The organism is Nocardia sp. NPDC055053 (assembly GCF_053608285.1).
Window position 1 is genome coordinate 151,661 of sequence record NZ_JBSGVD010000013.1, and the last position, 12,867, is coordinate 164,527.

Genomic DNA, 12,867 nt, shown 5'->3' on the forward strand with positions numbered 1-12,867 from the left:
CCGGCAGGGGACGCCCCGATCGACACCGGGCAACGCCGCGCGACGGGCGCGATCCGTCGCGGCGCGACGCTGCGCGAGATGGCGCGCGAGTTCGTCCGGCATCCGTCGCCCTGGATGATCGCCGCGGTTTTCGTGGCCGCGCTGGTGGCCCGCATCGCCGTCGGCGACTGGCGGCTCACCGACGCCCTTGTCCCCCTGATCGTCGTCGCCACCTTCCCGGTGACCGAGTGGATCATCCACGTGACAGTGCTGCACTGGCGGCCGCGCCACCTCGGCCCGATCACCATCGACAGCGAGCTCGCGCGCAAACACCGTGAGCACCATACGGATCCGCGCGACACCCCTTTGGTGTTCATCCCGCCCAAATCCCTGATGCTCACCATCGTCACGCTGGTCGCCATCGCCCTGCTGGCCTTCCCCCGCCTCGGCCTCGGCCTGACCTTCCTGCTGACGATCACCACCCTCGGCCTGCTCTACGAGTGGACCCACTACCTCATCCACACCGACTACAAGCCCAAGCACGCTCTCTACCGGGCGATCTGGCGCAACCACCGCCACCACCACTACAAGAACGAGCACTACTGGTTCACCGTGACCACCTCCGGCACGGCCGACCGGCTGCTCGGCACCGCCCCCGACCCGGCGACCGTGCCCACGTCACCGACGGCCCGTCACCTGCACGCGCAGTAGCCACGCCACCGCGTTGCCTACCTGCACGCGCCGCGCAACCGGGTGACCCACACGAGTCGCTGCTCGATGCCGCCGTCGAGCAGCGACTCCAGCTGTGTGTGACGGGCACCAGCCGCGATCAGCCCCGCACCGACACTCAGGCGAGCAGCCGGGCGGCGATGGTGGCCGCGCGGTCGGCGGCGGCCGGGGAGTTCTCGCGGACGGCGGTGACGATGGCGCCATCGATGAGCAGGGCCAGTTCGGAGGCGAGAGTTTCCGGGTCGGGTTGGTCCGCGGCGGTGAGGAGTTCGGTGAGGTAGGTGATGACCCGGCGTTTGTGGCGGTCGGCTACCCGGTGGGCAGGGGAGCTGGGATCGGCCATTTCGATCATGGTGTTGATGAAGGCGCAGCCACGGAAGTCGTTGCGGGCGAAGCGTTCCGCGAGGGCGGTGAAGACGGCCAGCGGGCGGGCCGCTGGATCGTCGACGGATTCGACCGAGGTGCGCAGCCAGTCGAGCCAGCGCTGGTCACGGTCCTCCAGGACGGCGACGACGAGGTCGTCCTTGCTCGCGAAGTGGCGGTAGAAGGAGGCGCGGCCGACGCCGGACTCCTGGAGCAGCCGGTCGATGCCGACGGCGCGGACACCCTCGGCGTAGAACAACTCTTCCGCGGTCGTGAGCAACCGCTGCTTGGCCTGTGTCGCCATGCGCTCACCGTACCAGAACGGAAACGATCGGTACCGAATTGCTCGACAACTGTGGAACCGATCGGTACCGTCCTCATTCGGTACCGATCAGTACCGTCATCGACAAACCCTGGAGCACATGATGTCCCGACTTCCCCTCGTCACCGCCGACGCCGCCGATACCGAACAGGGCGAACTACTCGCCGAGGTGCACCGGCAACTGGGCCGGGTGCCGAATCTCTACGCCGCGATGGCGAACAGTCCGGCCACCCTACGGGGGTATCTGCTCCTGCGGGACGCGCTGAGCGCCGGCAAGCTCGGCGCGAAGACCCGCGAGCGACTGGCCCTGCTGATCGCGAGCGACAACGGTTGCGAGTACTGCGTCTCCGCGCACACGATGCGGGCCGCGAAGATGGGGTTCACCCCGGAGGCGATCGCGGCGACGCGCGCGGGCGGCGCCGACAACCCGCATGCCGGAGGGGTGTTGCGCTTCGCGCGCGAGGTGCTGCGCACCGGCGGACGGGTGAGCGACGAGCAGCTGGCCGAGGCCAGGAACAGCGGCGTCAGCGACGGCGAGCTGGCCGAGGCCGTCGGGCATGTGGCATTGAACGTGCTGTCGAACTACTTCAACCACGTCGCACGCCCTGAGCTGGACTTTCCGCCCGTTCCCACGCCCGCGAAAGAGGCTGCGATGTCCCCGAAATGGCGCGCCGCCGACACCGTCGCGCTGGTCGACGGCTACACGCTGACCGATGCCGACGGGCAGCCGACGTCGACGGTGCACAACGCGCATGTCGCCATCGAAGGCGGCTTCGCGCATATCTCCGTCAACGGGCGCGCACAGGTTCAGATGGTGTCGGCGCCCGCCGTCGCGCTGATCACCTATCGCCCCGAATCCTGATCCGGCACAGCCCTGTACGCCCGGTCCGCCACGATGCGGGCCGGGCGTTCGGCTATCCGAATCCTTTCCCGCCGGAGTCTTGACAGGTTAATACCCTAGGGGGGTATGGTATCGAGCACGAGACGTACTCCGCTCGAAAGGACGAAAGTCGTGACTACGCAATCGCAATCCACCAGGAAGTGGTGGGCGCTGGCGGTGATCGCCGCAGCGCAATTCATGGTCATCATGGACACCTCGATCATCGGGATCGCGCTGCCCAAGATGCAGGCCGAGCTCGGCTTCACTCCCGGCAATCTGACCTGGGTGTTCAACGCCTACGTGATCGCCTTCGGCGGTCTGCTCCTGCTCGGCGGGCGGCTCTCCGACCTGCTCGGCGCGCGCCGGGTATTCGGCGCGGGCTGGCTGGTTCTCGCCGTCGGCTCCGTGATCGCGGGCGCCGCGGGCAATGTCGGACTCGAGCTGGCGGGCCGGGCGATCCAAGGCGCGGGCGCGGCATTGATCGCACCGTCGGCACTCACCCTGCTGATGATGCTGTTCGGCGGCTCGCCGCAGGAGCTCACCAAGGCACTCGCCGTCTACGGCGCGGCGGCACCGGCCGGCGGTACGGCGGGAGTATTCCTCGGCGGCGTGATCACCGAATACATCAGCTGGCCTTGGGTTTTCTACATCAACATCCCGATCGCGGTGCTCGCGTTGATCGCTGTCCCGCTGCTGATGCCCGCCGCTCCCGCACGCAAGGGTTCCATCGATATCGCCGGATCCGTGACGGTGACAGCCGGTTTGGCGGCCGCGGTGTACGCGATCGTGCAGGCTCCGGAGGCGGGCTGGGCTTCGGGTCAGACGTGGGGCGTGCTGGCACTGGCCGCCGCGCTGCTGGCCGGTTTCGTCTTCATCCAGTCGCGCCGCGGCGAACCGCTGATGCGGCTGAGCATCTTCCGCGCGCCGAATCTCGCCGCCGCCAACTTCGCCCAGTTCGCGCTGGCCGCCGCGTGGGTGCCGATGTGGTTCTTCCTCAACCTGTACCTGCAGCAGGTGCTCGGTTACAGCGCGTTCCCCTCGGGCGCAGCGCTGCTGCCGATGACCACGCTGATCATGCTCGGCATGGTGGTGCTTGCCCCGAAGGCCATGCAGCGCTTCGGCGCCAAGCCGATGATCGTCACCGGCCTGATCGTGCTCGGTCTCGGCCTGGGGATCATGTCGCTGGTTCGGCCGACCGGCAACTTCTGGGTCGACGTGCTGCCCGCCTCACTGGTGGCCGCGGGCGGCATGTCGCTGGCCTTCATCCCCTCGCTCGGCACCGCCATCTCGGCGGCGCGACCGGAAGAGGGCGGCCTGGCCTCGGGCATCGTCAACGTCAGCTACCAGGTGGGTTCCGCGCTCGGCCTGGCCGCGATGACGGCCGTGGCCGCGGCATTCGGCGCGGGCGAACTCGGCGACCCGACGGCACTGACCGACGGGTACTCGGCGGCCTTCCTCGGCGCGGGCTTGCTTGCCCTGGCCGGCGCGGGCATCACCGCGGCGGTCATGCGCACCCCGGCGATGGCCGACGCCACTGTTTGACAACGTACCCTAGGGGGGTATGGTAATGATTGAGATCCACGACGAGGAGAACACCACCATGCGCACCACTGTCACCGTCACCGGCATGACCTGCGGTTGCTGCACCAACAAGGTGCGCGACAAGGTCGGCGCCCTGCCCGGCGTCACCGGCGTCGAGGTCGACCTGGCCGCGGGCTCGGTGACCATCGAAGGCACCGAACCCGACCGCACCGCCCTCGCCGACGCCGTCACCGCGGCCGGCTTCCAGCTCGCCGACTGAACCCGAAACGGAGCATCCCGATGAACGCAACAGGCAAGTTCGCCGGTTTCACCCTCGGCCTCGCGGCGGTCTTCGGGATCGCTCTGGCCGCAGGCGCCCTGGTCGGTCCGGAACCGTCCGAACCGGCCGGGCACGGCGAACACGCGAGCGCGGCGCCGTCCACCGATCTGCCCGGTGGCCTGCTGGTCACCGATCAGGGCTACACGCTGGCCCTGGACAAGCCGAACACCACGACCGCGGCGCGGACGCCGATCGCCTTCCGGATCCTCGACGCCACCGGCGCCCCGGTCACCAAGTACGAGACCAGCCACGACAAGGACCTGCACCTGATCGTGGTCCGGCGGGACATGGCCGGTTTCCAGCACGTGCATCCGGTGCTCGACCCGGCCGGGACCTGGTCTGTCCCGCTGAACCTGAGCAGGGCCGGTGACTACCGGGTCTTCGCCGACTTCACCCCGGCGGGCGGGTCGAACCTGACCCTCGGCGCCGACCTGCGGGTCGCGGGTAACTACGACGTGCAGGCGCTGCCCGCCCCGGCGGCCACCGCGCAGGTCGGGGAGTACACGGTCGCCCTGAACGGCACCGTGACCCCGGGTGCGGCCTCGAAGGTCACGCTCTCGGTCAGCCGCGGCGGCACGCCGGTCACCGACCTGCAGCCCTACCTCGGGGCCTACGGTCACCTGGTCGCCCTGCGGGCCGCCGACCTCGCCTACCTGCACGTTCATCCCGAAGGCACGCCCGGTGACGGGACCACACCCGCCGGACCCGGCATCGACTTCGTGGTGAACGCGCCGAGTGCGGGCGACTACCGCCTGTTCCTCGACTTCCAGCACCAGGGCGTGGTGCGCACGGCCGAGTTCACGGTGCGGGTCGCCCAGCCGGACACCACCGGCGTCAGCAACCCCGCGCCGACGAGCGCACCGGCCGAGCACGGCACCCCTGGCCACGGGCACTGACGTAGCCCATCAGCAATCCCTCAGCAAGAATCGATACCAGGAACGAAACGGAGCACCCATGACCACCGTGACGAAACCACCGGGCACCGGCCAGGTCGAACTGGTGATCGGTGGCATGACCTGCGCTTCCTGCGCGAACCGGATCGAGAAGAAGCTCAACAAGCTCGACGGTGTCACCGCGACGGTCAACTACGCGACCGAGAAGGCCAGGGTCGACTTCACCGGTGACGTCTCCCCCGAGGAACTGATCGCCACCGTCGAGCAGGCAGGCTACACCGCGGCACTGCCGGCGCCGAAGCAGCCCGAGCCCACCGAGGACACGGCCGCCGAGCCGGACCCGACGGCCTCGCTGCGGACGCGGCTGCTGGTCTCGCTGGTGCTCACCGTGCCGGTCATCGCGATGGCGATGATCCCGGCGCTGCAGTTCACCAACTGGCAGTGGCTCTCGCTGACGCTGGCGGCGCCGGTCGTGGTGTGGGGCGCGCTGCCCTTCCACAAGGCGGCGTTGACCAACCTGAAGCACGCCACCGCCACCATGGACACGCTGGTGTCGATCGGCGTGCTCGCCGCCTTCGGCTGGTCGCTGTACGCCCTGTTCTGGGGTACCGCCGGCACGCCGGGGATGACGCACCCGTTCGAATTCACCATCGCGCGGATGGACGGCACCGGCAGCATCTACCTGGAGGCCGCGGCGGGCGTCACCACGTTCATCCTGGCCGGACGCTACTTCGAGGCCCGCTCCAAGCGGCGGGCCGGCGCGGCGCTGCGGGCGCTGCTCGAGCTGGGCGCCAAGGATGTCGCGGTGGTCCGCGACGGGGTCGAGACGCGAATTCCGGTGGAGCAGCTGGCCGTCGGTGACGAGTTCGTCGTGCGGCCGGGCGAGAAGATCGCCACCGACGGCGTGGTGACCGAGGGTTCCTCGGCCGTCGACGCCTCGATGCTCACCGGCGAATCGGTGCCGGTTGAGGTCGGTGTCGACGACGTCGTCACCGGCGCGACCGTCAATGTCGGCGGACGACTCCTGGTGCGTGCCACCAGGATCGGCGCCGACACCCAGCTCGCCCAGATGGCGCAGCTGGTCGAGGACGCGCAGACCGGCAAGGCGCGGGCCCAGCGGCTGGCCGACAAGATCTCCGGCATCTTCGTGCCGATCGTCATCGCGCTGGCCGTCGCCACGCTGGGCTTCTGGCTCGGCACGGGCGGCGCGATCGCGGCGGCGTTCACCGCGGGTGTCGCGGTGCTGATCATCGCCTGCCCGTGCGCCCTCGGCCTGGCCACCCCGACCGCGCTGATGGTCGGCACCGGGCGCGGCGCCCAGCTCGGCATCCTGATCAAGGGTCCCGAGGTGCTGGAATCGACTCGCAAGGTCGACACCATCGTGCTGGACAAGACCGGCACCGTCACCACCGGCAAGATGACCCTGCTCGACGTGATCCCCGCCGAGGGCGAGATCGGCAGCCGGGTGCTGGAACTGGCCGGTGCGCTGGAGGATTCGTCGGAGCACCCGATCGCGCAGGCGATCGCCAAGGGCGCCAGGGACGAGATCGGCACGCTGCCGCCGGTGGAGGGCTTCGCCAATGTCGAAGGTCTCGGTGTGCAGGGTGTCGTCGACGGGCACGCGGTGATCGTGGGCCGGGCGAAGCTGCTGGCCGACTGGTCGCAGGCGCTCGACGACAAGCTGGAAGCCGCCATGGCGGAAGCGGAGTCGGCGGGCAAGACCGCGGTCGCGATCGGCTGGGACGGGCAGGCACGTGGCGTGCTTGTTGTCGCCGATGCGGTGAAACCGACCTCGGCACAGGCGATCTCGCAGTTCCGCGCGCTCGGCCTGACTCCGATCCTGCTCACCGGTGACAATGCCCGCGCGGCCCGCGCCATCGGTGACGAGGTCGGCATCGACGAGGTCATCGCCGAGGTGCTGCCGCAGGACAAGGTCGACACGGTCAAGCGGCTGCAGGCCGAGGGCAAGGTCGTCGCCATGGTCGGTGACGGCGTCAACGACGCGGCCGCCCTGGCCCAGGCCGACCTCGGCCTGTCGATGGGCACCGGCACCGATGTCGCCATCGAGGCCAGCGACCTGACCCTGGTCCGCGGCGACCTGCGCGCCGCCGCCGACGCCATCCGCCTGTCCCGCCGCACCCTGGCCACGATCAAGGGCAACCTGTTCTGGGCCTTCGCCTACAACGTGGCCGCCATCCCGCTGGCCATGGCTGGCCTGCTCAACCCGATGCTGGCCGGCGCCGCCATGGCCTTCAGCTCGGTATTCGTGGTGAGCAACAGCCTGCGCCTGCGCCGGTTCAAGTCGACGGCACAGTAGGCCATTGACCGGGCGGGGCGGCAATACTATTGCCGCCCCGCCCGTTTCACGTACCCGTCAGAACAGCGACTGGCTGTCGGCGGAGATCAGGAAGCCGTGGCCGCCCGCGTCGCAGCGCATGCCTTGCGGGGTGGAGGTGCAGGCGGCGCCGAGGACGACGATGGTGTCGCCGTAGTTCAGGATCTTGCCGCCGCCCTTGCGCGAACCGTCGACTGGTTCGCCGACGAAGATGCCCTGGCTGGTGCACAGGAATTCGGCTTTGCTGCCGTAGACGTGGACGGCGACCTTGCGGTTGGGGGCGTCGGTGCAGTCGGGGAGCTGGGGCGGGATGACATTCGCGTGGCCCAGCTGGCAGCCGACACCGAGCGTGCTCTGACTGACGATCCCGCACATGATGTTGCCGGTGGGCGACTGGAAGTAGTAGCTGTCGCGCTGCTGGTAGTCGCGGGCGTCGACGGTGGCGTCGTTCCGGGAGGGTAGGCCGGTCGGGCTGGGGCCGGGACCGGGGGCAGGCGTCGGATCCGTGGAACCGGGCACGACCGCCGGTTCGGTGCCAGGGGCACCGGCGGGCCGGCTGACGCTCACCTGTCCGCCCGAGGCCGGGCTGTCGGAGCTGTCACAGGCGGCGAGCCCCCCGGCGAGCGCGGCCAGCGCGGCCACCACGATTGCTGATCTCATGATCTGTCCCCCTCTGTGTTCTCCCGACCCGTCGAAGGAACAATCGGTAGTACGAGCGATGTCGTTTCCCGCGCTCACGGAACCGTGACCTGCCCGAGGTGAGCCCGTGTCCACAGCTCCGCACGTCTGGTACGCCGCCTACGGCTCCAACATGCATGCCGCGCGGTTCGACTACTACCGCATCGGCGGCACGCCACCGGGGACCGGGCACACCTATCCGGGATTCGTCGACCGCACCGCACCGGCCGCCGTCGCCGCCATCACGCTGCCGGGGAGCCTGTATTTCGCCTGGCAGAGCCCGGTATGGACCGGCGGCGTCGCGTTCTACGCCGAGCACCCAGCGCCCGGATGGCCGACCGGCGCCGCGGCCCGCGGGTACCTGATCACCGTCGGCCAGTTCGCCGACCTGCTGGCCCAGGAGATGTACCGGACGCCCGGTGCGAGCTTCGACCTGCCGCGGGTGCTCGCCGCGGGCGTGCTGCGGCTCGGGTCCGGCCGCTACGAGACAGTGCTGCACGCGGGCACCAGAGACGGCATCCCGATCCTGGTCTTCACCGCGCCGTGGGACCCGGAAACCGTTGTGTTGCGACGTCCGTCGGCTCGCTACCTAGCCATGATCGGGGCGGGTCTGCGCGAATCACACGGCTGGGACACCGACCGCATCGTCGACTATCTGCGGGTGCGACCCGGTATCGCCGGGAACTGGGACCCTCGCGAACTGCGCCGCGCGCTGACCGGGGACCGTTTCGCGCAACGGCCACTCGGGTAGACAATCGAACTGGGGAATTCGACGCGTCCAGGAGCGGGTGCATGGAGTGGTTCCCGGCACCGGAGTACTGGCAGGGCAGGCTGATTTTCCAGCGTGGCCTGGCGGTGGTCTACGCGCTCGCGTTCCTGGCCGCGGTGCTGCAGTTCCGCGCGCTCCTCGGCGAGCGCGGAATGCTGCCGATCCCGCGCTATTTGGCGCGGACCCCGTTCCGCCGGTCACCGAGCCTGTTCCACCTGCACTACTCCGATCGGTTCTTCGCCGTCCTGGCCTGGTCGGGGGCGGCGCTGGCGGTGGCGGTCGCGGTGGGGGCCGCGGATCTGGTGCCGCTGTGGGCGTCGATGCTGCTGTGGTTGGTGCTGTGGGTGCTGTATCTGTCGATCGTCAATGTGGGGCAGACGTGGTACTCCTTCGGCTGGGAATCGCTGCTGCTCGAGGCGGGGTTTCTGGCGATCTTCCTGGGCAACGACACCGTCGCGCCGCCGCTGCTCGTGCTGTTCGCCGCGCGCTGGCTGCTGTTCCGGGTCGAGTTCGGCGCCGGGCTGATCAAGATGCGCGGCGATCGGTGCTGGCGTGATCTGACCTGCCTGTATTACCACCACGAGACCCAGCCGATGCCGGGTCCGCTGAGCTGGTTCTTCCACCATCTGCCCCGACCGCTGCACCGGGTGGAGGTCGCGGCCAATCATTTCGCCCAGCTCGTCGTGCCGTTCGGGTTGTTCATGCCGCAGCCGGTGGCGAGCGTGGCCGCCTGCCTCATCATCGTCACTCAGCTGTGGCTGGTGTTCTCCGGCAATTTCGCCTGGCTGAACTGGGTGACGCTGCTGCTCGCCACCACCGCCGTCGACGCGCGGACCTACCCCGTGCTGCCCGACGCGCCCCCGGTGCCCGCGCCACCGGCGTGGTTCATCGGGGCGGTGCTCGCCTACGTCGCGATGGTCACCGTGCTGAGCTTCTGGCCGATCGACAACCTGCTGTCGTCGCGTCAGGCCATGAACGCCTCGTTCGACCCGTTGCACCTGGTCAACACCTATGGCGCCTTCGGGAGCATCACCCGGGTGCGCGAGGAGATCGTGATCGAGGGCACCGACGACACCCACCTCACCGCGGACACGGTGTGGCGCGAGTACGAGTTCAAGGGCAAACCGGGTGACCCCCGGCATCGCCCCGGACAATGGGCGCCGTATCACCTGCGGCTGGACTGGCTGATGTGGTTCGCCGCGCTGTCACCGTCGTATGCGCGGTCGTGGGCGCTGCCGCTGGCCGCGCGATTGCTCTGCAACGACCCCGACACGCTGCGGCTGGTACGGCACTGCCCGTTCCCCGACGCACCGCCGCACTATCTGCGCGCCCGACTGTACGAGTACCACTTCAGCACGCCCCGTGAACTGTTCGGTGAGCGAATATGGTGGCGCCGCACCCTGATCGGCGAATTCCTGCCGCCACTGACGCTCGAGCGGATCGCCCGGCGCTGACAACCGGAAAAGCCCGGCTCGACATGGTGTCGGCCGGGCTTTTCGTGGAGCGGATGACGAGATTCGAACTCGCGACCCTCACCTTGGCAAGGTGATGCGCTACCAGCTGCGCTACATCCGCGTGCAGTTCGAGGCCCGATCCAGGGTTCCCGGGGGCTTCGGCGTGCGAGAAGAAACTTTAGCGCGTGTTCCCGGAAAAACGAAATCCGTGCGCACAGCTGTTCGACAGCCGCGGTGAGCTCTACAGGAACCCGCCGTCGGTGAGTTGTGCGTTAAGCGCGCGACAAGGAATCGGAAGCCCTTGCCCGGAAAGCTCTTTCGTGGGCCGGCAGACACCGCCGGCACTACAGGAGGAGCGGGATGAAGACTCTGGGGCTGATAGCGGCGGGTGTCGCTGTGACCACCGTGACCATCATGGGGGCCGGTCCGGCGCACGCCGACTTCACCGACGCGGTGGAGTACACCGACAGCGGCGAGAACGTGGAGGAGGGCGAGTACGGCGAGTACGCGATCGACCGGAACAACCCGGGGTCGTGCCTGGTGGTCCAGAACCACACGGGCCGCACGGTGACGCTGCGGTTGAACTACCCGACCAGCAAGGGCAAGTGGACGTTCTCCCACGACGAGGTGGGCGTGCTCACCCGCAACGGCAAGGTGGTGACCTCGCCGTCCGGCCGCTGGAACGTCCGGACGAACCCGCCGATCGTGTTCAACTGGGTCTACGACGACGACCTGAACAACCGTAAGGGCTGCAACGGGTCGTGGGTGTTGACCATGAACTGATCGGGGATGTGGCCCGGAGCTGCGTCGCTCCGGGCCGTGCACCGGCCGCGAAGGTCGGTGCTACCCCGCGGTGACGACCGATTCGAAGGCGGCGCGGTGGTCGGCGGCCCACTCGGCGTAGCTGCGGGGCGGGCGGCCCAGTACCTCGGCGATGTCGCCGGAGACCAGCTCGTTGTGGCCGTCGCGGATGAAGGTCTGGCCGATCAGGGCGCCGTCGACGAAGGCGGGTGGGAGGCCCGCCGACGTCAGGAAGGCGCGGGCGTCGGCTGCGGCGATATCGGTGACGGGGATCGGGCGGCCGATGATCTCGGCGAGGACGGCGGCCTGGTCGCGGCCGGTCTGCAGGGTGGGGCCGGTGAGGGTGTAGGTCCGGCCGTGGTGCGCGCCGGTGCGCAGGGCGGCGATGGCGACTTCGGCGACATCGCGGGGGTCGACCACCGCCTGTCTGCCGTCGCCGGTGAGGTTCGGTACCGGGGAACCGGTGGTCAGCGGTTCGATCCAGCTGAAGGTGTTGGACGCGAAGGTGTTGGGGCGCAGGATCGTCCACTCCAGGCCGGAGTTCCGCACGGCTTCCTCACCGGGGACGTGCCAGGAGCCCGGGGTGCCGAGGCGGGGGTCGCCGGTGCCGACGGCGGAGAGTTTCACGACCCGGCGGACACCGGCGGCGCGGGCCGCCTCGACGAGTGCGGCGTCGACGCCGGTGTCGTCGGGGCCGGGGAGGCCGTTGAGGAACGCGGCCTCGATGCCCGTCATCGCGGGGGCGAAGGTGTCCGGCTCGCGGTAGTCCACGCGGACCACCTCGACGCCGGCGGGAAACGCCGCGTTATCCGGGTCGCGGGTGGCTGCCCGGACGGACTTGCCCTCGGCGACGAGCTGACGGACGATGGCGCTGCCGATGGTGCCTGTCGCACCGGTGATCAGGAACATGTGACGAGCATGGCGACTCCCCTGCCTGCGGCTATAGGAAAAACCGGCACAGACAAACCGGGCCGCGGCACCTACTGTTGACCACGTGAGCACGCAGTATCTGACCTCGGCACAGCTCGAGACACCGGTACCGACGCCGGAATCCCTGCGGCCGTGGCTCACCGAGCTGACCAGTACGCCCGTCTACGACGACATCACCCAGCCGTTCGCCCATCCGCCGGTGGCATCGACGACGGTGGTGCTGCGCACCGAACAGTCGGGCAGGAGAGCGGCTTTCGTCGTCGGCGCGCAGACGAAGGCGTCGTACTCCCGGGCCGACGAACCCGCCGGGTGCGTGCGGTTGCGTCTGGCGCCCGGGGTGACCCGTCAGCTGCTCGGTGTGGCCGCGGGTGAGCTCACCGACCGGGTCGTGCGGCTCGACGACCTGCCGGGACCGCTGAGCTCAGCCGCGAGCGAACTGACCCAGCTGCCCGCCGACGAGGCGATCACCTACCTGGAAGACGTTCTCCCGCATCAAGTCTCCGAATCCCGTACCGACCGCGCGCATCGCATCGTGCTGCGCGAAGCCATCTCGGCACTCACCACCGAGGATGCACCCGCGATCCCCGATCTCGCCGCCCGGCTCGCCGTCAGCGAACGCCAGCTGCGCATCCTGTTCGCCAGCGGAGTCGGCCTGTCCCCCAAGCACTTCGCCCGCATCGACCGCATCCGCCGCGTCCTCGCCTACGCGGGCAACACACCGTGGTCCCACCTGGCGGCCGACTCCGGCTACTACGACCAGTCCCACCTCACCGCCGACTTCCGTGCGCTGATGGGCGTACCACCCGGCGCCTATCTGGACGGCAAGCTGCCCGCGCCGAGCAGGTGCCGGGTGCCGAGCTGATCCAGCTCACC

The 12,867-nt window shown here is 69.3% G+C and carries 13 protein-coding genes and 1 tRNA gene; 10 read left to right on the top strand and 4 right to left on the bottom strand.

Annotated elements, in window-relative coordinates:
• The first annotated feature begins 78 nt into the window (after nt 1–78).
• Nucleotides 79–690, top strand: a complete 612-nt coding sequence (locus tag ACWF82_RS16470; protein ID WP_379306433.1) for a sterol desaturase family protein — start codon at nt 79–81, stop codon at nt 688–690.
• A 136-nt stretch (nt 691–826) separates the two neighbouring features.
• On the opposite strand, the gene ACWF82_RS16475 is transcribed toward ACWF82_RS16470, so the two are convergent.
• Nucleotides 827–1,375 (bottom strand): TetR/AcrR family transcriptional regulator, encoded by a 549-nt coding sequence (locus ACWF82_RS16475; protein WP_452501954.1) that lies wholly within the window; start codon nt 1,373–1,375, stop codon nt 827–829.
• Nucleotides 1,376–1,496: 121 nt separating this feature from the next.
• Between ACWF82_RS16475 and ACWF82_RS16480 the strand changes: the two genes are divergently transcribed.
• The 5 genes from ACWF82_RS16480 to ACWF82_RS16500 all read left to right on the top strand — a co-directional run bounded on the left by ACWF82_RS16480 (nt 1,497) and on the right by ACWF82_RS16500 (nt 7,344).
• Nucleotides 1,497–2,255 (top strand): carboxymuconolactone decarboxylase family protein, encoded by a 759-nt coding sequence (locus ACWF82_RS16480; protein WP_452501956.1) that lies wholly within the window; start codon nt 1,497–1,499, stop codon nt 2,253–2,255.
• Nucleotides 2,256–2,405: 150 nt separating this feature from the next.
• Complete coding sequence (locus tag ACWF82_RS16485; protein WP_452501958.1) at nt 2,406–3,815, top strand: MFS transporter; 1,410 nt, start codon at nt 2,406–2,408, stop codon at nt 3,813–3,815.
• A 19-nt stretch (nt 3,816–3,834) separates the two neighbouring features.
• Nucleotides 3,835–4,074, top strand: a complete 240-nt coding sequence (locus ACWF82_RS16490; RefSeq protein ID WP_452501960.1) for a heavy-metal-associated domain-containing protein — start codon at nt 3,835–3,837, stop codon at nt 4,072–4,074.
• Nucleotides 4,075–4,094: 20 nt separating this feature from the next.
• Nucleotides 4,095–5,030 (top strand): hypothetical protein, encoded by a 936-nt coding sequence (locus ACWF82_RS16495; protein WP_452501962.1) that lies wholly within the window; start codon nt 4,095–4,097, stop codon nt 5,028–5,030.
• Nucleotides 5,031–5,088: 58 nt separating this feature from the next.
• Nucleotides 5,089–7,344 (top strand): heavy metal translocating P-type ATPase, encoded by a 2,256-nt coding sequence (locus tag ACWF82_RS16500; protein ID WP_452501964.1) that lies wholly within the window; start codon nt 5,089–5,091, stop codon nt 7,342–7,344.
• A 57-nt stretch (nt 7,345–7,401) separates the two neighbouring features.
• On the opposite strand, the gene ACWF82_RS16505 is transcribed toward ACWF82_RS16500, so the two are convergent.
• A complete protein-coding gene (locus ACWF82_RS16505) occupies nt 7,402–8,022 on the bottom strand; it encodes a DUF6636 domain-containing protein (protein WP_452501966.1) in 621 nt (206 codons plus the stop codon).
• Nucleotides 8,023–8,128: 106 nt separating this feature from the next.
• Between ACWF82_RS16505 and ACWF82_RS16510 the strand changes: the two genes are divergently transcribed.
• Complete coding sequence (locus tag ACWF82_RS16510; protein ID WP_452501968.1) at nt 8,129–8,791, top strand: histone deacetylase; 663 nt, start codon at nt 8,129–8,131, stop codon at nt 8,789–8,791.
• Between the two features lie 41 nt (nt 8,792–8,832).
• Nucleotides 8,833–10,263, top strand: coding sequence for a lipase maturation factor family protein (locus tag ACWF82_RS16515; RefSeq protein ID WP_452501970.1), 1,431 nt, complete (start codon nt 8,833–8,835; stop codon nt 10,261–10,263).
• A 45-nt stretch (nt 10,264–10,308) separates the two neighbouring features.
• Here the strand turns inward: ACWF82_RS16515 and ACWF82_RS16520 are convergent.
• Nucleotides 10,309–10,384, bottom strand: a tRNA-Gly gene (locus tag ACWF82_RS16520).
• Nucleotides 10,385–10,623: 239 nt separating this feature from the next.
• Here ACWF82_RS16520 and ACWF82_RS16525 point away from each other — a divergent pair.
• Nucleotides 10,624–11,046, top strand: a complete 423-nt coding sequence (locus tag ACWF82_RS16525) for a hypothetical protein (protein ID WP_452501972.1) — start codon at nt 10,624–10,626, stop codon at nt 11,044–11,046.
• 60 nt (nt 11,047–11,106) lie between these two features.
• On the opposite strand, the gene ACWF82_RS16530 is transcribed toward ACWF82_RS16525, so the two are convergent.
• On the bottom strand, nt 11,107–11,973 hold the full coding sequence (locus ACWF82_RS16530) for an NAD(P)H-binding protein (RefSeq protein ID WP_452501974.1): 867 nt from the start codon (nt 11,971–11,973) through the stop codon (nt 11,107–11,109).
• 85 nt (nt 11,974–12,058) lie between these two features.
• Here ACWF82_RS16530 and ACWF82_RS16535 point away from each other — a divergent pair, with 85 nt between their 5' ends.
• On the top strand, nt 12,059–12,856 hold the full coding sequence (locus ACWF82_RS16535; RefSeq protein WP_452501976.1) for a helix-turn-helix domain-containing protein: 798 nt from the start codon (nt 12,059–12,061) through the stop codon (nt 12,854–12,856).
• The last annotated feature ends 11 nt before the right edge of the window (nt 12,857–12,867 follow it).